21 protein-coding genes and 1 riboswitch are annotated in these 21,736 nt (G+C 70.1%); of the genes, 14 read left to right on the forward strand and 7 right to left on the reverse strand.

The window, feature by feature from the left end:
• Positions 1-3: 3 nt before the first annotated feature.
• Positions 4-2,241: a glycogen debranching protein GlgX gene (gene glgX, locus ACFYO2_RS19900; protein ID WP_388350445.1), complete on the reverse strand. Its 2,238-nt coding sequence runs from the start codon at positions 2,239-2,241 to the stop codon at positions 4-6.
• Positions 2,242-2,392: 151 nt separating this feature from the next.
• On the opposite strand from glgX, the gene ACFYO2_RS19905 reads away from it, so the two are divergent.
• The 10 genes from ACFYO2_RS19905 to ACFYO2_RS19950 all read left to right on the forward strand — a co-directional run bounded on the left by ACFYO2_RS19905 (position 2,393) and on the right by ACFYO2_RS19950 (position 11,928).
• The gene (locus ACFYO2_RS19905) at positions 2,393-3,637 is read left to right on the forward strand and encodes an Ig-like domain-containing protein (protein WP_388350448.1); all 1,245 of its coding nucleotides are present in this window, start codon (positions 2,393-2,395) and stop codon (positions 3,635-3,637) included.
• A 166-nt stretch (positions 3,638-3,803) separates the two neighbouring features.
• Positions 3,804-5,066 (forward strand): Ig-like domain-containing protein, encoded by a 1,263-nt coding sequence (locus ACFYO2_RS19910; protein WP_388350450.1) that lies wholly within the window; start codon positions 3,804-3,806, stop codon positions 5,064-5,066.
• 79 nt (positions 5,067-5,145) lie between these two features.
• Positions 5,146-5,913, forward strand: coding sequence for an enoyl-CoA hydratase/isomerase family protein (locus ACFYO2_RS19915; RefSeq protein ID WP_388350453.1), 768 nt, complete (start codon positions 5,146-5,148; stop codon positions 5,911-5,913).
• A 259-nt stretch (positions 5,914-6,172) separates the two neighbouring features.
• Positions 6,173-6,676: an ATP-binding protein gene (locus tag ACFYO2_RS19920; protein ID WP_388350456.1), complete on the forward strand. Its 504-nt coding sequence runs from the start codon at positions 6,173-6,175 to the stop codon at positions 6,674-6,676.
• Positions 6,677-6,886: 210 nt separating this feature from the next.
• Positions 6,887-7,657: a polysaccharide deacetylase family protein gene (locus ACFYO2_RS19925; protein WP_388350459.1), complete on the forward strand. Its 771-nt coding sequence runs from the start codon at positions 6,887-6,889 to the stop codon at positions 7,655-7,657.
• Positions 7,657-8,850 (forward strand): hypothetical protein, encoded by a 1,194-nt coding sequence (locus ACFYO2_RS19930; RefSeq protein WP_388350462.1) that lies wholly within the window; start codon positions 7,657-7,659, stop codon positions 8,848-8,850. The genes ACFYO2_RS19925 and ACFYO2_RS19930 overlap by 1 nt, the downstream gene beginning before the upstream one ends.
• A gap of 314 nt (positions 8,851-9,164) precedes the next feature.
• The gene (locus tag ACFYO2_RS19935; RefSeq protein ID WP_388350465.1) at positions 9,165-10,079 is read left to right on the forward strand and encodes a MerR family transcriptional regulator; all 915 of its coding nucleotides are present in this window, start codon (positions 9,165-9,167) and stop codon (positions 10,077-10,079) included.
• Positions 10,080-10,126: 47 nt separating this feature from the next.
• A complete protein-coding gene (locus ACFYO2_RS19940) occupies positions 10,127-10,339 on the forward strand; it encodes an EF-hand domain-containing protein (protein WP_388350468.1) in 213 nt (70 codons plus the stop codon).
• Between the two features lie 23 nt (positions 10,340-10,362).
• Positions 10,363-11,118, forward strand: coding sequence for a zinc-binding dehydrogenase (locus tag ACFYO2_RS19945; RefSeq protein WP_388350471.1), 756 nt, complete (start codon positions 10,363-10,365; stop codon positions 11,116-11,118).
• 126 nt (positions 11,119-11,244) lie between these two features.
• A complete protein-coding gene (locus ACFYO2_RS19950; protein WP_388351269.1) occupies positions 11,245-11,928 on the forward strand; it encodes an NADPH-dependent F420 reductase in 684 nt (227 codons plus the stop codon).
• A 1-nt stretch (position 11,929) separates the two neighbouring features.
• On the opposite strand, the gene ACFYO2_RS19955 is transcribed toward ACFYO2_RS19950, so the two are convergent.
• From ACFYO2_RS19955 to gcvT, 6 genes are all read right to left on the reverse strand, one after another.
• Positions 11,930-12,472, reverse strand: coding sequence for an MOSC domain-containing protein (locus tag ACFYO2_RS19955; RefSeq protein ID WP_388350474.1), 543 nt, complete (start codon positions 12,470-12,472; stop codon positions 11,930-11,932).
• A gap of 21 nt (positions 12,473-12,493) precedes the next feature.
• A complete protein-coding gene (locus ACFYO2_RS19960; RefSeq protein ID WP_388351271.1) occupies positions 12,494-13,051 on the reverse strand; it encodes a glycoside hydrolase family 25 protein in 558 nt (185 codons plus the stop codon).
• 99 nt (positions 13,052-13,150) lie between these two features.
• Complete coding sequence (locus tag ACFYO2_RS19965; RefSeq protein ID WP_388350477.1) at positions 13,151-14,533, reverse strand: L-serine ammonia-lyase; 1,383 nt, start codon at positions 14,531-14,533, stop codon at positions 13,151-13,153.
• 81 nt (positions 14,534-14,614) lie between these two features.
• The gene (gene glyA / locus ACFYO2_RS19970) at positions 14,615-15,880 is read right to left on the reverse strand and encodes a serine hydroxymethyltransferase (protein WP_388350479.1); all 1,266 of its coding nucleotides are present in this window, start codon (positions 15,878-15,880) and stop codon (positions 14,615-14,617) included.
• Positions 15,881-15,895: 15 nt separating this feature from the next.
• Entirely contained in the window at positions 15,896-16,273 is a 378-nt protein-coding gene (gene gcvH / locus ACFYO2_RS19975) for a glycine cleavage system protein GcvH (protein WP_388350482.1), read from the reverse strand.
• A 109-nt stretch (positions 16,274-16,382) separates the two neighbouring features.
• A complete protein-coding gene (gene gcvT, locus ACFYO2_RS19980) occupies positions 16,383-17,501 on the reverse strand; it encodes a glycine cleavage system aminomethyltransferase GcvT (protein WP_388350484.1) in 1,119 nt (372 codons plus the stop codon).
• A 151-nt stretch (positions 17,502-17,652) separates the two neighbouring features.
• A riboswitch (glycine riboswitch) is annotated at positions 17,653-17,762 on the reverse strand.
• A gap of 172 nt (positions 17,763-17,934) precedes the next feature.
• On the opposite strand from gcvT, the gene ACFYO2_RS19985 reads away from it, so the two are divergent.
• From ACFYO2_RS19985 to ACFYO2_RS20000, 4 genes are all read left to right on the forward strand, one after another.
• The gene (locus ACFYO2_RS19985; protein WP_388351274.1) at positions 17,935-18,609 is read left to right on the forward strand and encodes an AAA family ATPase; all 675 of its coding nucleotides are present in this window, start codon (positions 17,935-17,937) and stop codon (positions 18,607-18,609) included.
• A gap of 91 nt (positions 18,610-18,700) precedes the next feature.
• A complete protein-coding gene (locus ACFYO2_RS19990) occupies positions 18,701-19,504 on the forward strand; it encodes an enhanced serine sensitivity protein SseB (RefSeq protein ID WP_388350486.1) in 804 nt (267 codons plus the stop codon).
• Positions 19,505-19,580: 76 nt separating this feature from the next.
• Positions 19,581-20,393, forward strand: coding sequence for an enhanced serine sensitivity protein SseB C-terminal domain-containing protein (locus ACFYO2_RS19995; protein ID WP_388350488.1), 813 nt, complete (start codon positions 19,581-19,583; stop codon positions 20,391-20,393).
• A 323-nt stretch (positions 20,394-20,716) separates the two neighbouring features.
• Positions 20,717-21,724 (forward strand): ABC transporter permease, encoded by a 1,008-nt coding sequence (locus tag ACFYO2_RS20000; protein ID WP_388350491.1) that lies wholly within the window; start codon positions 20,717-20,719, stop codon positions 21,722-21,724.
• The last annotated feature ends 12 nt before the right edge of the window (positions 21,725-21,736 follow it).

The following is a 21,736-nucleotide window of genomic DNA, read 5'->3' on the forward strand; positions in this document are numbered from 1 at the left end:
GCGTCAGCCGACCACCTTCAGCAACAACACAGCCCGCGCCGGCACCGTGATCGCCGTCCCCGCCCGGTGCTCGACCGCGGGTGCCTCCCTTTGCTCCTCCCTCGACGTGTCCACCACCACCTCGTACCGCTCCGCCCACGGCGGCCCCGGCAGGACGAAGCTCGCCGGCCGGTCCCCGGCGTGCAGGACGGCGAGGAAGCTGTCGTCGAGGATCGGGGCGCCGCGCTCGTCGCGGCCGGGGATGTCCCGGCCGGAGAGGTACATGCCGAGGGTGGCGGCGGGGGCGTACCAGTCCCGTTCCGTCATCTCGGTGCCGCGTGCCGTGAACCAGGCCAGGTCCCGCAGGCCGTCCGCCGAGTGCGCCCGCCCGGAGAAGAAGGCCCGCCGCCGGAGGACGGGGTGGCGGTGGCGCAGGTCGATCAGGCGGGCGGTCAGGTCGAACAGGGGCTTCCAGCCGGGGTCCTCCAGCAGGCTCCAGTCCACCCAGCTGATCTCGTTGTCCTGGCAGTACGCGTTGTTGTTGCCGCGCTGGGTGCGGCCCAGTTCGTCGCCCGCGACCAGCATCGGCACGCCCGTCGACAGCAGCAGGGTCGTCAGGAGGTTGCGCAACTGGCGGCGCCGCAGGGCCCGTACCCGCTCGTCGTCCGTCTCCCCCTCCGCCCCGCAGTTCCAAGACCGGTTGTCGTCCGTGCCGTCCCGGTTGCCCTCGCCGTTGGCCTCGTTGTGCTTGCGTTCGTACGACACGAGGTCCCGCAGGGTGAAACCGTCGTGCGCGGTGATGAAGTTGACCGAGGCGTACGGCCGGCGGCCGCCCCAGGCGTACAGGTCGCTCGACCCCGACAGGCGGTAGCCCAGATCGCGTACGTCCGGCAGCGCGCCCCGCCAGAAGTCCCGCACGGCGTTGCGGTACCGGTCGTTCCACTCCGTCCACAGGGGCGGGAAGGCCCCGACCTGATAGCCCCCGGAGCCGACGTCCCACGGCTCGGCGATCAGCTTCACCCGCCGCAGCACCGGATCCTGCGCGATCACGGCCAGGAACGGCGACAGCATGTCGACGTCGTGCATCGAGCGGGCCAGCGCGGCGGCCAGGTCGAAGCGGAAGCCGTCCACGCCCATCTCGGTCACCCAGTAGCGCAGCGAGTCCGTGATGAGCCTGAGGACGTGCGGCTGGACCACGTGCAGGGTGTTGCCGCAGCCCGTGTAGTCCGCGTACCGGCGGGCGTCCGACTGCAACCGGTAGTACCCCCGGTTGTCGATGCCCTTCAGGGACAGCGTCGGGCCCAGTTCGCCCGCCTCGGCCGTGTGGTTGTAGACCACGTCGAGGATGACCTCGATGCCCGCCTCGTGCAGTGCGTGGACCATGCGCTTGAACTCGCCGACCTGCTGTCCCGTCGTACCGGAGGCGGCGTAGGACGCGTGCGGCGCGAAGTAGCCGATCGAGTTGTAGCCCCAGTAGTTCTTCAGGCCCTTGCGCAGCAGATGGTCCTCGTGCGCGAACTGGTGGACGGGGAGCAGCTCGACGGCCGTGACGCCCAGCTTCACGAGGTGCTCGATCGCCGCCGGATGGGCGAGTCCGGCGTACGTGCCCCGCAGCTCCTCGGGGATGCCCGGGTGCAGCCGTGTGAAGCCCCGTACGTGCAGCTCGTAGATCACCGAGTCCGCCCACGGCGTCTTCGGGCGGTGGTCGTCCGCCCAGTCGTCGTCGTCGTGGACCACGACTCCCTTCGGGACGTGCGGCGCCGAGTCCCGGTCGTCGCGCACGGTGTCCGCGACCTGCTGCTGGGGCCAGTCGCGGACGTGCCCGTACACCTCCGGCGGAAGACTGAAGTCGCCGTCCACCGCGCGGGCGTACGGATCGAGGAGCAGCTTCGCCGGGTTCCAGCGGCCGCCGGTCCACGGGTCCCAGCGGCCGTGCACCCGGTAGCCGTAGCGCTGGCCGGGCATCACGCCCGGCACGAAGCCGTGCCAGATCTCGTGGGTCAGCTCGGTGAGCCGGGCCCGCGTCTCCTTGCCCGCCTCGTCGAACAGGCACAGTTCGACCGCCTCGGCCCCGCCCGCCCACAGGGCGAAGTTGGTGCCCGCCACCCCGTCCGGGCCGACCCGGAAGCGGGCGCCCAACGGCGTCGGCGCCCCGGGCCGCACGGGCACGGCCGGCGGTGGCGCGGTGCGGCGCGCGCCGTTCACGACGGCGGCGGTGCGCCCGTCCTCGGCCACCGCCTCCTGCTCGGCTGCGCTGGACACCTGTCAGCCTCCCACGGCTCATGGAACGACCTGGGAAGGGTGCGCGGCATCCCGACCGCCGTACCCCCTCGCGTCGTTCTCCCCACTGTTCTGCCCAGAGCTTGGGTCGCACTCACGTTTCCCCGAAGCAGGCCCGGTCGTTGGGTACCGCGTGAGGCACGTAACTGGGCGCGCACGGCGCGCGAGGGTCGCACTGGCCGCCGTACTGACATGGGCAGGACTGCTGGCCGGGGCCACCGGCTGTACTACCGACGGCAGGGGGGCGCTGGACATCGGCGGACTCGGCAAACCGCCGGCACCCGAGGACGTCATCCGCATCTCCCCGGACGACGGCACCAGAGGGGTGCGACCCGAGGGGACGATCCGGGTACGGGTGCCGGACGGGCGCCTGGAGTCGGTGAAGGTCGTCAAATCGCAGGACGCACAGGAGTCCCCGGTGCCGGGGCACCTCTCCGACAACGGCCTGACCTGGGAACCCGACGAGAAGAAGCTCGCCCTGGCCGCCAAGTACACGATCGACGCGGTCGCCCTGGACGCCCACGGCCGTCGGTCGGCCCGGCACACCACGTTCACGACGCACGTCCCCGACGAGCGCTTCATCGGATACGTGACGCCGGAGAACCGCTCCACCGTCGGCACCGGAATGATCGTCTCCCTGGAGTTCAACCGCGAGATCGAGCACCGCGCGGCCGTCGAACGGGCCGTCCACGTCACCGCGGAGCCACCCGTCGAGATCCGCCCGCACTGGTTCGGCAACGGCCGACTGGACTTCCGCCCCGAGCGGTACTGGAAGCCCGGCACCCGGGTCACGGTCTCCCTGCGGCTGAGGGACGTCGAAGGAGCCCCCAGTGTCTACGGCCTCCAGTACAAGACCTTCTCCTTCACCATCGGCCGCAGCCAGGTCTCCCTGGTCGACGCCGCCGAGCACATCATGGAGGTCCGGCGGGACGGCGATCTGCTGGCCACCGTGCCGATCACGGCCGGCGCGCCGAAGACGACGACGTACAACGGCAGGATGGTCGTCACCGAGATGTTCGAGGTGACCCGGATGAACGGCGCCACGGTCGGCTTCAAGAAGGAGAACGGCAAGGGCGAGTACGACATCCCGGACGTTCCGCACGCCATGCGCCTGACCGACTCCGGCACCTTCCTGCACGGCAACTACTGGGCGCCGGACGCCTTCGGGAGGGTCAATGTCAGCCACGGCTGCGTGGGCCTGAGGGACGTCAAGGGCGGCGGTTCGGAGACGCCCGCGGGCTGGTTCTTCGACCGCAGCCTCATCGGGGACGTCGTCGAGGTCGTCCACAGCAATGACAAGAAGGTCGCTCCCGACAACGGGCTCGGAGGGTGGAACATGGACTGGAAGGAGTGGGAGGCGGGCAGCGCGGTGAAGTAGCCCGACAGGGGGACGGGTTACTCCAACCTTTCCGTTGAAGTCGGTACGGAACAGTGACAATCATGAACCGCCGACGCCCCTGACCTTGTGGTTACTATGCGCCGGTGCGCGCGGCGGTACGCGCGGGGGAGCGGGGGCCGGACCAGGCCCCGCGAGGGGAGAAGTCTTGAACGTGCGACCGATATCGGGGGCGTCGGTTGACGCGCGGGGGCGGAGCGGTAAGGGGCTGTTGGCGCTGATACTCGGTGTCCTGCTGCTGGCCGTCACCGCGTGCGGCGGGGGCGGCGGCACCGACTCGGGCTCCGGCTCCGAGGACGGGAAGGGCAAGGAGTCCTCGCAGGCGGAGACCGAACAGTCGCAGGCCGTCGTCTCCATAGCCCCGAAGGACGGCGCCAAGTCCGTCGACACCAGTGGCGCCCTCAAGGTGAGCGCCGCCAAGGGCGAGTTGACCCAGGTCGAGGTCAAGGACGCCAAGGGCGACGAGATAGCCGGGAAGATCACCGGCAACGGCACCGCCTGGACACCGTCCACGCACCTCGCCGCCGCCACGAAGTACACCGTGCACGCGGTCGCGAAGGACTCCGAGGGCCGCGAGGCCGCCGAGGACTCCAGCTTCACCACCCTGACGCCCGAGAACACGTTCAGCGGCAGCTTCACCCCCGAGGACGGCTCGAAGGTCGGCGTCGGAATGCCGTTCTCCGTCCGCTTCACCCGGGGCATCACCAACCCGGCGGACGTCGAGAAGGCCATCAGCATCAAGACCGAGCCGACCGTCGACGTCGAGGGCCACTGGTTCGGCAACGACCGCCTGGACTTCCGCCCCGAGGAGTACTGGAAGGAAGGCACCAAGGTCACCGTCGACCTGAACCTCGACGGCGTCGAGGGCCGCGACGGCGTCTACGGCAAGCAGGCCAAGACCATCTCCTTCACCATCGGCCGCAACCAGGTCTCGGTCGTCGACGCCAAGAAGCTGACGATGAAGGTCATGCAGGACGGCAAGGTCGTCAAGACCATCCCGGTCACCACCGGCAAGCCCGGCATGGAGACCTGGAACGGCCAGATGGTCATCAGCGAGCGGCTCACGGTCACCCGGATGAACGGCGCGACGGTCGGCTACACCGACGCCGACGGCAAGGGCGAGTACGACATCAAGGACGTACCGCACGCCATGCGCCTGACCACCTCCGGCACCTTCATCCACGGCAACTACTGGGGCGGCGGCGCCTTCGGCAACTACAACGCCAGCCACGGCTGCATCGGCCTGCGCGACGTGCGCGGCGGCTACGACAGCGGCGTCCCGGCCGCGTGGTTCTTCAACCACTCGATGATCGGTGACGTGGTGGTCGTGAAGAACTCCGACGACGCGACGGTCGCGCCCGACAACGGGTTCAACGGCTGGAACATGTCGTGGGAGAAGTGGAAGGCCTGAGCGTTCACCGACGCGTGGGTCCGGTGCTGTGACGGACGGCACCGGACCGGTTCCGTTAGCCGCCGTTAACCTGACCAGCATGACCGTGAATCTCGAAGTAGCCGAGGGCGTCGGCACGCTCCGTCTCGACCGCCCGCCCATGAACGCGCTGGACACCGCCACCCAGGACCGGCTCAAGGAGCTCGCCGAGGAGGCGGCCCGCCGGGACGACGTACGGGCCGTGGTGATCTACGGCGGGGAGAAGGTGTTCGCGGCCGGCGCGGACATCAAGGAGATGCAGGCCATGGACCACACGGCGATGGTCCTGCGCGCCCGCGACCTGCAGGACTCGTTCACGGCGGTGGCCCGGATCCCGAAGCCGGTGGTGGCGGCGGTGACGGGTTACGCGCTGGGCGGCGGCTGCGAGTTGGCGCTGTGCGCGGACTTCCGCATCGCCGCCGAGAACGCCAAGCTGGGCCAGCCGGAGATCCTGCTGGGCCTGATCCCGGGCGCGGGCGGCACCCAGCGCCTGTCCCGGCTGATCGGCCCCTCCAAGGCGAAGGACCTGATCTTCACGGGCCGCATGGTGAAGGCCGACGAGGCGCTGACGCTGGGCCTGGTGGACCGAGTGGTGCCCGCCGACGAGGTGTACACGCAGGCGCAGGCGTGGGCGGCGAAGCTGGCGCGGGGGCCGGCGATCGCCCTGCGTGCCGCCAAGGAGTCGATCGACACGGGGCTGGAGACGGACATCGAGACCGGCCTGGCCGTCGAACGGAACTGGTTCGCGGGCCTGTTCGCCACCGAGGACCGCGACCGCGGGATGAAGAGTTTCGTGGAGGAAGGCCCCGGCAAGGCGAAGTTCCTCTGACCGCTTGCAATTGACGCGGTGTCTGATCCTGGGTACCTCGATGGGGCGGTTTATGGGAGCCTTAAGGCAGCCTTAAGCCTGCCTTGTCGAGGGAGTCTGTCGATTGCCGCCCACGGAACCTCCGCAGGTCGGACGGGCTGTTCGGGGCGCCGAAGTGCCATCGGCATATGCCGGACGACCCGCTCGGAATGTCGGATTCCGGGGGGCGTATTCGGCAGGAACGGCCCCGGAGGGCGCTCTGGGCGGCCATGATGGGAGCATGGCGGGGCTGGAGGGTATCGAACAGCCGCGGGGAGAGGGCCGTGCGACCGCGGCGCGCTGGTCTCCGACGGTCGAGGACGAACACGCACTCAAGGCGCTCGAACTGTTCGGCAACCCCACGGAGGTGGAGGTTCCGCTGCCGTCCCGCCCCGAGTCCGCGGCCACGGCCCGCCGGCTGGCCCAGGTGGTCGTCCTGCGCCAGTGGGGACTCACCCCCAAGTTGACGGAAGCCGTGGTCTTACTCGTCTCCGAACTCGTCGGCAACGCCGTGCGCCACACCGGCGCCCGCATCTTCGGCCTCCGCATGCGCCGCCGCCGCGGCTGGATCCGCATCGAGGTCCGCGACCCCTCACGGGGCCTGCCGTGTCTGATGCCGGTCCAGGAGATGGACATCAGCGGGCGGGGCCTGTTCCTGGTGGACAAACTCTCCGACCGCTGGGGCGTGGACCTGCTGCCGCGCGGCAAGACGACCTGGTTCGAGATGAAGGTGACGGACCGCTGATGGCGAGGCCCGCTTCTCGACCCACCGAGTCGGGTGGTGGGTGGGCGAAGGCCGGGGGTCCAGAGGGCGAGCCCCTGGCCGGGTCGAAGGGGCGGGACCCCTGGGGATGGGACGGGCAGAGGCGGCGGGGGCGAAAGAAGGCCGCCACACGCGACCCGCACCGGCCGCCGTTCGGGCGAATCGCCCACTTTCCACCGTAACCGCCCTTAAATGGTGCGGGTGACCACGACCAACCGCCGTACGGCGCTTCGCGCGGGCGCCGCCTTCGCCACCGCAGGTGCCCTCGCCGCCGGCTGCGCGACCCACGGCGCAGTCGCCCACCCGGCCCCCGTCACCAGGTCGTCCGGCAGCAGGGCCCCCACGCCCCGCCACTACCCCGCCCACCCCACCCAGGTCACCCACGGCCCCCGCACCCGCCCCCACGTCGCCCTCACCTTCCACGGCGGCGGCGACCCGGCCACCGCCCGGGCCCTGCTCACCGAAGCCGAACGACACAACGGCCGAGTCACCGTGCTCGCCGTCGGCACCTGGCTCGACGAACACCCCGACCTCGCCCGCCGCATCCTCGACGGCGGCCACGACCTCGGCAACCACACCCTCCGCCACCTCGACATCAACGCGATGTCCGAATCCGAGGCCCGCGAGGAGATCACCGGCTGCGCCCAGCGCCTGAAACGCCTCACGGGCTCCATCGGCACCTGGTTCCGCCCCTCCCGCGCCCCCCGCGCCTCCTCCCTCGTCGAGCAACTGGCGCACAGCGTCGGCTATCCGCACGTCCTCTCCTACGACGTCGACTCCCTCGACTTCACCTCGCCCGGCGCCGCAGCCATCACCCGCAAGGTCCTCGGCGAGATCCGCGACGGATCCGTGGTGAGCCTGCACTTCGGGTACGCGGACACGGTCGCCGCGCTCCCCGCCGTACTGGAAGAACTCGACCGCCGCGGACTGCGCGCGGTCACCACCACGGAGCTGCTGAGCTGATGTACCGCAACCTCACGAAGAGCGTCCTCGCCCTCGCCGCCGCCCTCGCCGCGCTGGCCGCCTGCGGCACCGAGAACGAGGGCGGCGCAAGCGAAGCCCCCGTCACCAAGGCCCCCGTCACCAAGGCCGCCGTACCCGCTCCGCCGAAGAAGAAGCCGGTGCCGGGCCTGCCCGGCATGCCGCCCGTCCTCGATCCGCAGGACGTGTACGCGGCCGACCGCCCCGGCAGACTCTCCCCGGTGGTCAAGGACTTCCCGTCCCGGGTCTACGTCCCCAACACCGAGTCCGACACCGTCTCGGTGATCGACCCGAAGACCTACAAGATCATCGAGACGATCCCCGTCGGACGGCAGCCCCAGCACGTCGTGCCGTCCTGGGACCTGAAGACCCTCTGGGTCAACAACAACCGCGGCCACACGCTCACCCCGATCGACCCGAAGACCGGGAAGGCGGGCAAGCCGGTGGAGGTCCACGACCCGTACAACCTCTACTTCACGCCCGACGGCAAGTACGCCGTCGTCATGGCCTCACTCGACCGCGAACTCGTCTTCCGCGACCCGCACACCATGAAGCCGGTCAAGACGGAGCCGGTCAGCTGCTACGGCGTCAACCACGCCGACTTCTCCCTCGACGGCAGGTACTTCATCGTCTCCTGCGAGTTCAGCGGCGAACTCCTCAAGGTCGACACTCAGAAGATGAAGGTCGTCGGGCAGCAGAAGCTGCCGTTCGACGGTGCCATGCCGCAGGACGTGAAGGTCTCCCCGGACGGAAAGCGGTTCTACGTCGCCGACATGACGGCCGACGGCATGTGGGTCCTGGACGGCGACAAGTTCGACAAGCCGAAGCTCCTGCGCACCGGCAAGGGCACCCACGGCCTCTACGTCAGCCGCGACTCCCGCGAGATGTACGTCTCCAACCGGGGCGAGGGCACCGTCTCCGTCTTCGACTTCAGGCAGAACAAGCTCACCAAGAAATGGCACCTGCCCGACGGCGGCAGCCCCGACATGGGCGGCGTCTCCGCCGACGGCAAGGTCCTGTGGCTGTCGGGGCGTTACGACGCCGAGGTGTACGCCATCGACACCCGCACCGGCACCCAGCTCGCCCGCATCCCCGTCGGCAGTGGCCCGCACGGCCTCGCGGTCTACCCGCAGCCGGGCCGCTACTCGCTGGGCCACACCGGCATCTTCCGCTGACCCACGGCTAGTTGACGCATGGCTGGCTGACACGCCGCCGCACGAGTGAAGATCCCCGACTCGCCGCCACGGAGCCGGGATCGTGCCGCGTCGACGTCAACAAGACCATCGGCGACACCCACAAGTGGGCCGACCAGGTCGAGGTGGCTTCCCCGGCGGTATCGCGCGGGAGTACAGGGCGCCCGCGCCACGACCGTCGTACGGCCGTCCGCCGGCGGGAAGACTTTCCGCACCGCCGCGTCGAGAATGTTCCGCAGAACGACCATCGACGCCTCCTTGAGTCTCCACCCACTGGAAGGCCCAGACTCGCGGACATGATCGACGACGGCACCGGACTCTTCACCATCGGCGAGCTGGCCCGTGCGACCGGACTGTCCGTGCGCACCATCCGCTACTGGTCCGACGAGGGCGCCCTGCCCCCGGTGGCCAGGTCGACGGGCGGTTACCGGCTGTACGACGCCGCGTCCGTCGCCCGCCTGGAGCTGATCCGCACCCTGCGCGAACTGGGCCTCGGCCTGGAGGACGTACGCAAGGTGCTGTCCGGCGAGACCACGGTCGCGCGGGTCGCCGCGGCGCACGTGGTGGCACTGGACGCGCAGATCCGCTCCCTCAAGGTGACCCGTGCGGTGCTGTCGACCGTGGCGCGACGCGGTTCGACCGCAGAGGAGATGACGTTGATGAACAAACTGGCGCGGCTGTCGGCCGCCGAACGGAAGCGGATCATGGAGGAGTTCGTGGAGGAGATGTTCCACGGGCTCGACACCGTCGATCCGGCGATCCAGGAGCGGATGCGCACCATCGCCGTGGACCTGCCGGAGGATCCGACGCCCGAGCAGGTGGACGCCTGGGTCGAGCTGGCGGAGCTCATCCAGGACCCGGAGTTCCGGGCGCAGATGCGGAAAGTGGCCGAGTTCAACGCGGCCGACCGCGGGAACGACACCGTTGCCGGGCGGTCCGTGTGGTTCCCCATGCGCATGGTCCAGTTGGGGGCGCAGGCCCGCGAGCGGGGGATCGACCCCGGGACGCCCGAGGCCGAGGAGATCCTAAGGGAACTGCTGGGTGACGCCGACCGGGCCGCCGTGCTCGAACGCATGGAGTCGGCTTCCAACGACCGGCTCGCCCGTTACCGCGAGTTGCTGACCGCCGTGAAGGGCCAGGGAACCCCGCCCGCGCACCGTGAGGAGTTCGCCTGGGTGGTCGCCGCGCTGCGTGCTGGGACGGCCGGATAATCTGACCTCCGACATCTGGCAGTAATGCACGACGAAGGGGCGGATCGGTGGCGGACATCGACGAGGCACGCAAGCATTTCGAGCGGATCGATACGGACGGCGACGGATTCATCACCGCGGCCGAGTTCAAGACCGCCCTCGCCCAGGAGGGCGACTGGAACGTCACCGAGTCGGTCGCCGAGGCCATCATCAAGTCCCGCGACCTCAACGGGGACAAGGTCCTGACGTTCGACGAGTTCTGGACCTACCTGGACAAGTGACACGAGCGACAAGGGGGGCGCCCATGGGGTGCCCCCCTTTCTCATACCTCGTGCTGACCGCGGCCAACTTCGAACTCAGCTCCCAGGGCGTCTACGGCGACCGCATCCTCATGCCCGACAGCGCCCTCGTGCCGCGCCCCACAGGCGTCGACGCGGTCACCGCGGCCGCGGTCTGGCTCACGTACTCGACGGCGTACGGCGCTCTCGTCGAACGGGCCCGGATGGCGCCCGGGAGCCATGTGCTGATCACCGGCGCGTCCAGTGGGGTCGGAACGGCCGCGATCCAGGTGGCCCGCCGCGCCGGCGCCGTCCCGATCGCCACCACCCGCACTGAGGCCAAGCGGCGGCACCTGCTGGAACTGGGGGCGGAGCATGTGATCGTCAGCGAGGCGGAGGACGTGGTGAAGGAGGCCAGGCGGGTCACCGGCGGGCACGGCGTCGACCTCGTCCTCGACGCGATCGGCGGGCCCGGCTTCCGCGCCCTGGGCGAGGCCGTGGTCGCGGACGGCACGCTGATCAGCTACGGCTGGCTGGACGCCGACCACCCCATCGAACTGCCCCGGGCCTGGCCCCTCACTGTCCACGGCTACAACAACCTCGCCCTCACCGGCACCGCGGCCGGCCGGAACCGCGCAGCCCACTACATCAGTTCCGGCCTCTTGGACGGCACCCTCCGCCCGGTCGTCGCCGAGGTCTTCGACGGCCTCGACGGCATCCGGGACGCGCATCGGCTGATGGACTCCAACCGGCACACGGGCAAGATCGTGGTGCGGGTCTGAGTCCACCGGCCCCCGTGTCCCGCCCTCGACCCCGCCTCCGTCACCCGTTCGGCGCGGGTACGGAACAGCCCGCCCCTTCCGGAGGTTGGTGAACACGGACCAGGAGCCGAAGGCTCCGCGGCACACCTGAGAAGGGCGAGGCACAGCATGAAGATCGGCATCATCGGTGCGGGCAACATCGGCGGCAACCTCACGCGGCGGCTCACCGCCCTCGGCCACGACGTCTCCCTGGCCAACTCCCGCGGCCCGCACACGCTCACCGCGCTGGCCGAGGAGACGGGCGCGAACCCGGTACGGGTCGAGGAGGCGGCCCGCGGCGCGGAGATCGTCATCGTCGCGATCCCCATGAAGGCGGTGCCGGACCTGCCCGCCGGGCTGCTCGACGAGGCGGCGGACGGCGTCGCGGTGATCGACACCGGCAACTACTACCCCCAGCAGCGTGACGGCAAGATCGCGGAGATAGACGACGGGGGGCTCACGGAGAGCCGGTGGACCGAGCGGCACCTCGGCCGCCCCATGATCAAGGCCTTCAACGGCACCTACGCCCAGGACATCCTGGACCGCCCGCGCCCGGCCGGCGCCCCCGACCGCATGGCGCTGCCGGTCGCGGGCGACGACGAGGCGGCGAAGCAGAAGGTGCGCGCCCTCATCGACGAGCTCGGCTTCGACACGGTCGACGCGGGCGGCCTCGACGACTCCTGGCGCCAGCAGGCCGGCAGCCCGGTGTACGGGCTGCGGGCCGGCATCGACGGCGTCACGAAGGCCCTCGCCGAGGCGAGCCCGGAGCGCAAGCCGGAGTTCCGCGGATAGGTCACACGATCTCGAGGGGCAGGTGCGGCCCGGCCGGCCGGACGACCTTCACGGCGTCTTCGGGCCGCACCACACCGCCGGCGACGACGACGCTCATGATCCCCGACTTGAAGCGCGCCCTGCCCTCCGCGTCCCGCCCGACGACCTGCTTCATCAGGCCCTTTTGGAAGGTGTCGATCTGCGCACAGGGATTCCGCAGCCCGGTGACCTCGACGACGGCCGTCTCCCCGAGGTGCAGCAGGGTCCCGACCGGCAAGCCCAGCAGATCGATCCCCCGCGTCGTCACGTTCTCCCCGAGCTGCCCGGCCGCAACCTCGAACCCGGCGCCCCTGACCTCCTCGAACAGCTCCTCATGCATGAGGTGCACCTGCCGCAGATTCGGCTGCGAGGGATCCTTCGCCATCCGGAACCGATGCTTCACCGTCGTACCGGCGTGCACGTCCCCCTCGACCCCCAGCCCCGCGAGCAGTGTGATGCTCTCCCGGTTCGGCTTGGTGAACGAGTACGTCCCGTTGCTGCTGACCGCGCTGACCGACCCATCCATGACCCGAAGCTCTCCAAAATGTCAGACGTCCTCGGCCCACTCGCGCAGCGCCGCCCTGCTCGCGAAGTCCGCCACGTTCTTGTCCAGCGGATCGTCGGTGTACTGGTGGAAGCGCCATTTCGCCTTGATGCGGGGTTCGCCCGCCGTGACGTAGTCGGCGATCCACAGGCCGTCGCCCGCGTACGACGTGGTGTCGACGGTCAGCCAATAGTTCCTATTACAGTACAAGATCACCCTGTTGTTCGGCCGCAGAGCCTTCACCTTGCGGATGAAGCTGTCTTTCTCCGCGTTGCTGGCGTGCCTGCCGTCGCCGGTCGTCTCCCAGTCGACGACCAGGATGTCGCCCGCCTTCTCGGGAGCCTTGCCGACGAAGTACTCCGCCTGGGCCGTCAGGCTGCCCGGCCACAGGAAGTGGTAGAAGCCGACGACCAGGCCGGCGTCCCGGGCCCGCTTCGTCTGGGCGGCGAGTTTCGGGTTGACGTACGAACGGCCCTCGGTCGCCTTGATGAAGACGAAGGCGAGGCCGTCGGTGTCGTAGGACGAGGACTGGTAGGCGCTCACGTCGATGCCGCGCAGCAGGGGGCTCCCTGAAGTGCCGGGGGGAACTGGTGCGGCACGCGTTCGGTGGTGGGGCGGGGCTTCGGTGAGCGGCGGCTGAGTCCCGCGCGGGCCAACCCCTCAGCACTCGATGATGTTCACCGCCAGCCCGCCCCGCGCCGTCTCCTTGTACTTGACCGACATGTCGGCCCCGGTGTCCTTCATCGTCTTGATGACCTTGTCCAGAGACACCTTGTGCGTGCCGTCCCCGCGCATCGCCATCCTCGCGGCCGTGACCGCCTTCACCGCGGCCATGCCGTTGCGCTCGATGCACGGGATCTGGACGAGGCCGCCGACCGGGTCGCAGGTGAGGCCCAGGTTGTGCTCCATGCCGATCTCGGCGGCGTTCTCGACCTGCTCCGGGGAGCCGCCCAGTACCTCGGCCAACGCGCCCGCCGCCATCGAGCAGGCCGAGCCGACCTCGCCCTGGCAGCCGACCTCGGCGCCCGAGATGGAGGCGTTCTCCTTGAAGAGCATGCCGATCGCGCCGGCCGCGAGCATGAAACGGACCACCCCGTCCTCTTTTTCCCCTTCGGAGGCTGCGCCCGCCGCGAAGTTGATGTAGTAGTGGAGCACCGCGGGGATGATGCCCGCCGCTCCGTTCGTCGGCGCGGTCACCACGCGCCCGCCCGCCGCGTTCTCCTCGTTCACCGCCATCGCGTAGAGCGTGATCCACTCCATCGCGTGCGCCAACGGGTCGCCCTCGGCCCGGAGCTGACGCGCCGACATGGCGGCCCTGCGGCGGACCTTCAGCCCGCCCGGCAGGATGCCCTCGCGGGCCATGCCGCGTGAGACGCACGCCTGCATCACCCGCCAGATCTCCAGCAGACCCGCGCGGATCTCCTCTTCCGTGCGCCAGGCCCGCTCGTTCTCCAGCATCAGCGCGGAGATCGACAGGCCCGTCTCCTGCGTCAGGCGCAGCAGCTCGTCGCCCGTGCGGAAGGGGTACTTGAGGACCGTGTCGTCGAGCTTGATGCGGTCCGCGCCGACCGCGTCCTCGTCGACGACGAAGCCGCCGCCGACCGAGTAGTACGTCTTCGTGAGCAGCTCCGCCCCCGAGGCGTCGTACGCCCACAGAGTCATGCCGTTGGCGTGGTACGGGAGGGTCTTACGGCGGTGGAGGACGAGCTCCTTGTCGAAGTCGAAGGCGATCTCGTGCTCGCCGAGGAGCCGCAGACGGCCCGCCTCCTTGACGTCCGCCACCCGCTGGTCGGCCTTCTCCACGTCCACCGTCCGCGGGGAGTCGCCCTCCAGGCCCAGCAGCACCGCCTTGGGCGTGCCGTGGCCGTGGCCGGTCGCGCCGAGCGAGCCGTACAGCTCGGTTCGTATGGACACCACCGAGTCCAGCAGGGCCTCGCTGCGCAGGCGGCGGGCGAACATGCGGGCCGCGCGCATCGGGCCGACCGTGTGGGAGCTGGACGGGCCGATACCGATCGAGAACAGGTCGAAGACCGAGATGGCCACGGTGACTCCTCACTACGGGTGGTGCAGGGGGAGGCGAGCGCCCCGCACTGACGAGTGTGCGGGGCGTGCCACAAAAAGGAACTACTTGTTCAGACCGGGGTACAGCGGGTGCTTGGCGGCAAGCGCCTTCACCCGGGTCTTGAGGGCTTCGACGTCGTAGGACGGCTTGAGCGCCTCGGCGATGACGTCCGCCACCTCGGCGAAGTCCTCGGCGGTGAAGCCGCGGGTGGCGAGGGCCGGCGTACCGATCCGCAGACCCGAGGTGACCATCGGCGGGCGCGGGTCGTTCGGGACGGCGTTGCGGTTGACCGTGATGCCGACCTCGTGGAGGCGGTCCTCGGCCTGCCGGCCGTCCAGCTCGGACTCGCGCAGGTCGACCAGGATCAGGTGCACGTCGGTGCCGCCGGACAGGACGTTCACGCCCGCCTCGCGGGCGTCCGGCGCGGTGAGGCGCTCGGCGAGGATCCGCGCGCCCTCGACCGTACGGCGCTGGCGCTCCTTGAAGTCCTCGGAGGCGGCGACCTTGAAGGAGACCGCCTTGGCCGCGATCACGTGCTCCAGGGGACCGCCCTGGAAGCCCGGGAAGACGGACGAGTTGAGCTTCTTCGCGAAGTCCTGCTTGGCCAGGATGATGCCGCCGCGCGGTCCGCCCAGCGTCTTGTGGGTGGTCGAGGTGACGACATCCGCGTATTCCACCGGGTTCGGGTGCAGGCCCGCCGCGACCAGACCCGCGAAGTGCGCCATGTCGACCCACAGGAAGGCCTCGACCTCGTCCGCGATCCGGCGGAACTCGGCGAAGTCCAGCTGCCGCGGGTACGCCGACCAGCCCGCGATGATCACCTTGGGCCGGTGCTCCTTGGCGAGCCGCTCCAGCTCGGCCATGTCGACCAGACCGGTCTCGGAGTCCACGTGGTAGGCGACCACGTTGAACTGCTTGCCGGAGAAGTTCAGCCGCATCCCGTGGGTCAGGTGGCCGCCGTGCGCCAGGTCCAGGCCGAGGATCGTGTCGCCGGGCTGGGCCAGGGCGAACAGAGCCGCCTGGTTGGCGGAGGCGCCCGAGTGGGGCTGCACGTTGGCGTACTCGGCGCCGAACAGCTCCTTGACCCGGTCGATCGCGATCTGCTCGGCGACGTCGACGTGCTCGCAGCCGCCGTAGTAGCGGCGGCCCGGGTAGCCCTCGGCGTACTTGTTGGTGAGGACCGAGCCCTGTGCCTCCATGACCGCGACGGGCGCGAAGTTCTCGGAGGCGATCATCTCGAGGGTGGACTGCTGGCGGCTCACCTCGGCGTCGACCGCGGCGGCGATCTCCGGGTCGAGCTCGTGCAGGGGCGTGTTCAGAACGGACATCAGGTGTACGACTCCTCAGCCGGCGGAAAAGGCGGTGTACTCGTCGGCGGAGAGCAGGTCGGCCGGCTCCTCCGTGACGCGTACCTTGAACAGCCATCCGCCCTCGAAGGGGGCGGAGTTGACCAGCGAGGGGTCGTTCACCACGTCCTCGTTGACCTCGGTGACCTCACCGGACACCGGGGCGTACAGGTCGGAGACCGACTTGGTCGACTCCAGCTCGCCGCAGGTCTCGCCCGCGGTCACCGTGTCACCGACCTCCGGGAGCTGGACGAAGACGACATCGCCGAGCGCGTTCGCCGCGTGCTCCGTGATGCCGACCGTCGCGACGCCGTCCGCGGCGGCCGACAGCCACTCGTGCTCCTTGCTGTACCGCAGCTGCTGGGGGTTGCTCATGGCCTGAATTCTCCTGTACGCGGGGGAGTGCTGGTGAATGAGGGACTGCTGGAAACGCACGTGAGCAGCGGAAATGTGCGCAGGGTCACGCGCACGGACGCTCAAGTCTCTACTTCTGGCGCTTGTAGAACGGCAGCGCCACGACCTCGTACGGCTCGTGACTGCCCCGGATGTCCACAGCGACACCCGGCGTGCCCGGCGCCGAGTGCGCGGCGTCGACGTACGCCATCGCGATGGGCTTGCCCAGCGTGGGGGAGGGCGCCCCGGAGGTGACCTCGCCGATCACCTTGCCGTCGGCGACGACCGCGTACCCGGCGCGCGGGACACGACGCCCCTCGGCGACCAGGCCGACGAGGACGCGCGGGGGGTTCTCCTGTGCGCGGGCGGCCGCCTCTTCCAGCGCCTCGCGGCCCACGAAGTCGCCCTCCTTCTCGAACTTCACTACGCGCCCGAGCCCGGCGTCGAAGGGGGTCAACGCCGTCGACAACTCGTGCCCGTACAGCGGCATGCCCGCCTCCAGGCGCAGCGTGTCCCGGCAGGACAGACCGCAGGGGACCAGGCCGACGCCCTCGCTGGCCCGGGTCAGCGCCTGCCACAGCTTCTCCGCGTCGGCGGGTGCCACGAACAGCTCGAAGCCGTCCTCGCCGGTGTAGCCGGTGCGCGCGATGAGCGCCGGGACGCCGGCGACGGTGCCGGGCAGGCCGGCGTAGTACTTCAGGCCGTCGAGGTCGGCGTCGGTGAGGGACTTGAGGATCCCCGGCGACTCGGGACCCTGCACGGCGATCAGCGCGTACGCGTCCCGGTCGTCGCGCACCTCGGCGTCGAAGCCGGCGGCACGCTCGGTCAGTGCGTCCAGCACGACCTGGGCGTTGGAGGCATTGGCGACAATCATGAAGTCGCTTTCGGCCGTCCGGTAGACGATCAGGTCGTCGAGGATGCCGCCGTCTTCGCGGCAGATCATGGTGTAGCGGGCGCGGCCGAGACCGACGGACGCGATGTTGCCCACGAGCGCGTGGTTCAGGAACCGCGCGGCCTGCGGCCCGGTGACCGTGATCTCGCCCATGTGCGAGAGGTCGAAGAGGCCGGCCCGGGTGCGCACGGCGTTGTGCTCGTCGCGCTCCGAGCCGTAGCGCAGGGGCATGTCCCAGCCGGCGAAGTCGGTCATCGTCGCGCCGAGGGCACGATGGAGGGCATCGAGCGCGGTGTGACGGGATGTGGTGCTGCTCATCGGACGGTCGTCTCCCAAGGCATGACGGCGAGGTCGTTCCTCCCCATCTGTCATCGGAACCTGAGAGGTTCGACGTGACCCCGCGAAACGGTGGTCACGACTTGCACCTTGGGTGGAGCCACTGTCGTAGCGGCCCGCTTTTCAGATGTGCCTCGCCCGCGCGGTAACGGGGCCTGAGAGATTCAAGGGAGGGACTTGCTCCTTCGGCGCCCCAGCGACGTACGGCTTACGTACGGCTGGGGACTCTCCCGCGCGGATTCAAGCGGCCGGTATGCAGTTGGCGCGCACATCATCGCACGCATCTTCGGTGCGCGGCAGGCCGCATCTGTAACCGGCCTGTGGCAGTAAGCGCACGAAAACACGAGACACCGCGTATTACCTTCTCTTTACACTCGACGGGGAGGGGAACTCGTGACCACCCCAGGGGAGGACGATCACGGTGAACAGGACCACGGCGTACGCCACGACCTCGGCCGTAGCGCTGCCCGAGCAGCTCTCGGCCCCGGCCCGCGAGGCGTGCGGAACGCGCCCGGCACCCGTCCTCCGCGACCTGCGCGAGCGCGAGGGCCACAGCCCGCACGCACTGCTCTTCGGACCCCGCGACCTGGTCGTGATCACCGGCCTGCCCGGCAGCGGCAAGTCCACGCTGATGCGGCGGACGGTCAAGGGCCTGCGGATCGACTCCCAGGACACCCGCGACCGTTGGGACGGCCGGCTGTCCCGCTTCCTGCCGTACGCGATCTACCGCCCGCTCGTCCGTCTCGCCCACTACGCCGGACTGCGCCGCGCCCTGCGCTCCGGCGAGGGCGTCGTCGTGCACGACTGCGGTACGCAGGCCTGGGTGCGCCGCTGGCTGGCCCGCGAGGCCCGCCGCCGGGGCGGCACCCTGCACCTGCTGCTGCTCGACGTCACCCCCGGCACGGCCCTGGCCGGCCAGCGCGAGCGCGGCCGCGGAGTGTCGCGGTACGCGTTCCTGCGCCACCGCGGCGCCGCCTCTCGCCTGATCAGCTCCGCGGAGAAGGGCGACCTGCCCCAGGGCTGCGGCTCGGCGGTCCTGATCGACCGGGACGCGGCGAACGTACTGACCCGGATCGGCTTCACGGGCTGAGGAGGATCGGCCTCACGGCCGACCTCCCTACGGTCCGCACCCGATAGCCTTTCAGCCACACCAGTGGTAATCGGCAGGCGGTAGGCAGCAGATGGACTTCCCGGCGGATCTCCCAGCGGGCTTCTCGGAGTTCCCGGCACAGGCGCACCCCCATTCGCACGGCGGATGGCCCGGCAACGAGCTGGAGGAGGTGCTCTCCGCCTCGCTCGGCATACCCGGGGCCGGCGGGCGCATCGTCGAGGTGCTCGGCCGCAGCTTCGTGTGGGTCCCGCTGCCCAGCGGCGGCGGCTCGCACAGCGGCCCGCTCGACCTGCCCACACTGGAGATCGACGGTCAGGCCTATGTGCCGGTGTTCAGCTCCGAGGAGCAGTTCCGCCAGGTCGTCGGCTCGCACATGTCGTACACCATCGCGCCCGCGGTGGAGTTCGCCCGCGGGCTGCCCCCGCAGGTCGGCATCGCCGTGAACCCGGACGGCACGGTGGGCGTCCCGCTGCCCCCGGCCGCCGTGGCCGACCTGTGCCGCACCGGCCGCACCCCGCTGGACGGCCCGGCGAGCGGCGGCCGCGTCAAGCTCTACGAGCCCGACTGGCAGGACGACCCCGTCGACTTCCTCGCCGCGGCCTCGGCGGAGTTCGCGGCCACCGGCGTCATCCGCACGGCCCGCCGCTGCCTGGCCGCCATCGAGACGGCCGACCCGGTGATGTTCGTGGGCGTGGAGCTCGCCCACTGGGACGCCCCCGACCTGCGCACCACACCCATGGACGCCCTGGCCGCGGCCCTGGGCCGCGCCCCGGCTCCCTGGCCGGTCAACCTGGTTCTCCTGGACGTGGCGGACGACCCGGTGGGCCACTGGATGCGCGAGCAGGTCCGGCCCTTCTACCAGCAGGGCTACTGACAAGCCCCTGAGGTGCTGTCGTCGGCTCCACATAAGCTGGTTTCATATCGAGGAACTTCACGAAGGGGCGGTACAGGTGAGCGCCAGCGGCATCGCGGCCGGGCAGGTCGAGCACATGCTGCGCCAGGTGACGCCCGGGCGCTACGACGCCTACGAGGCACTCCTGCGCGCGCTCGCGACTCCCTCCTCCGGCCAGGTCTGGATGCTGCTGTGGCACGGCCAGGCAGGCTCGCCCGACGCCCAGTACGGAAACATGGAGGTCGACGGCTACGGCTACGCGCCGTGCGTCACCTCGGCCCAGGAGCTCTCGGCCAGCGGCTGGAACCGCTCCTACGAAGTCGTCGACGGAGTCGACGTGGCCCGCACGCTGTACCCCGACCACTACGGCCTCTGGCTGAACCCGCACGCCCCCGGCGGCGGCGTCGGCATTCCCTGGCTCGACCTGCGCCGCATCGCCACCGGCCTGGAGCGCCAGCCCGCCGGCCCGCTCCGGCTGTCCGAGCCCGGCATCGAGATCCCGCAGTTCTACGCCCTGCTCGCGCAGAACGCCCACCGCACCCCGGCCGTCCGCTCGCTGCGCCGGGCCTGGGTGCAGCCCGCGCTCGGGGCGCCGTATCTGGCCATCGGTCTCGACGTGTACGACACCAGCCCGCCGGCCGTCGACTCGGTGCGCGCGATGATGCAGCAGTCGATCGGCGCGGTCCCGGACGGGCTGCCGGTGTCGACCGTGGCGATGTCCGACGAGTACGACCCGGTGGCGCTGTGGATGCGGGCGAGCGCCCGCCCCTTCTACGACCGCGAGGCCCATGCGGCGCCCGCCCCCGCCCCTTCCTCGGCACAGGCCCCGGCGGCCGGCTACGGCTATCCGCCGGCCCGCGGCGGCTACTGAGGCGGCTCCCGACCGAAAACCTCTACGGCCCGAGCGGCCGGGCCCATGTCTTCGCGCGTAGATCGGGGTGTATCATACCGGAACATGAACAATGTCCTAATTGGGCTGCGTCCGCCCCGCGTTACCCGGCGTCCGGATAACGGAACCCTCCAGCCTGCATCACGTTTATGCATCCTTTCACCGCCAAGTCTGGCAACAGATCGCCAAAGCGTTGAAGACTCCGGCACCAGGGACCTTTCGTCCCTGTGTACGACGGACTGATAAATGCCGCTACAGCGGCAAGTGCGGGCCGGCTACCGCCGGTTGAGAGGGGTCCCTGCCAGATGACGGCACCATTGCACGAGCCGACCGCGGAAGCGGCCCCGAGCGCGGCCGAAGAAGCGGCGCTGGTCAGCGCCGATGCGAAGGCCGTACAGGGACGTTCCCTGGGCCGGATCGCCTGGGAGCGCCTGAAGCGGGACAAGCTCGCCCTGACGGGCGGCGCCGTGGTGCTCTTCCTGGTGGTGATCGCGCTGCTCGCCCCGGTCATCACGTCTCTCCTGGGGCAGGACCCGAACGAGTACCACGAGAACCTCATCGATCCGCTCTTCGGTACGCCCACGGGCTCCCTGGGCGGCATCAGCAGCGAGCACCTGCTCGGCGTCGAGCCGGTCAACGGCCGCGACATCCTCGCCCGCATCCTCTACGGCGCCCGGATCTCCCTGCTGGTGGGCTTCCTGTCCGCCTTGGTCGCCGTGATCCTCGGAACGGTGCTGGGCATCCTCGCCGGGTTCTTCGGCGGCTGGATCGACTCCGTGATCAGCCGGGTGATGGACGGGCTGCTCGCCTTCCCGCAGCTGCTGTTCATCATCGCGCTGGTCTCCGTCATGCCGAACGAGATGCTGGGTCTGAGCGGATCGAGCGTGCGCGTGTTCGTGATGATCCTCGTCATCGGCTTCTTCGGCTGGCCCTACATCGGACGCGTGGTGCGCGGCCAGACGCTCTCGCTGCGCGAGCGCGAGTACGTCGAGGCCGCCCGATCGCTGGGCGCGGGGCGGCTGTACATCCTGTTCAAGGAGCTGCTGCCCAACCTCGTCGCACCGATCGTCGTGTACACGACGATGATGATCCCCACCAACATCCTCACCGAGGCGGCGCTCAGCTTCCTGGGCGTGGGCGTCAAGCCGCCGACGGCCTCGTGGGGGCAGATGCTCTCGAGTGCGATCGACTACTACGAGTCGGACCCCATGTACATGGTGGTTCCGGGCGTGGCGATCTTCATCACCGTGCTGGCCTTCAACCTCTTCGGCGACGGCGTCCGGGACGCGCTGGATCCGAAGGCTTCCCGTTGAACCGCCGAATCG

This window comes from Streptomyces sp. NPDC006602, assembly GCF_042870385.1.
GTDB lineage: Bacteria > Actinomycetota > Actinomycetes > Streptomycetales > Streptomycetaceae > Streptomyces.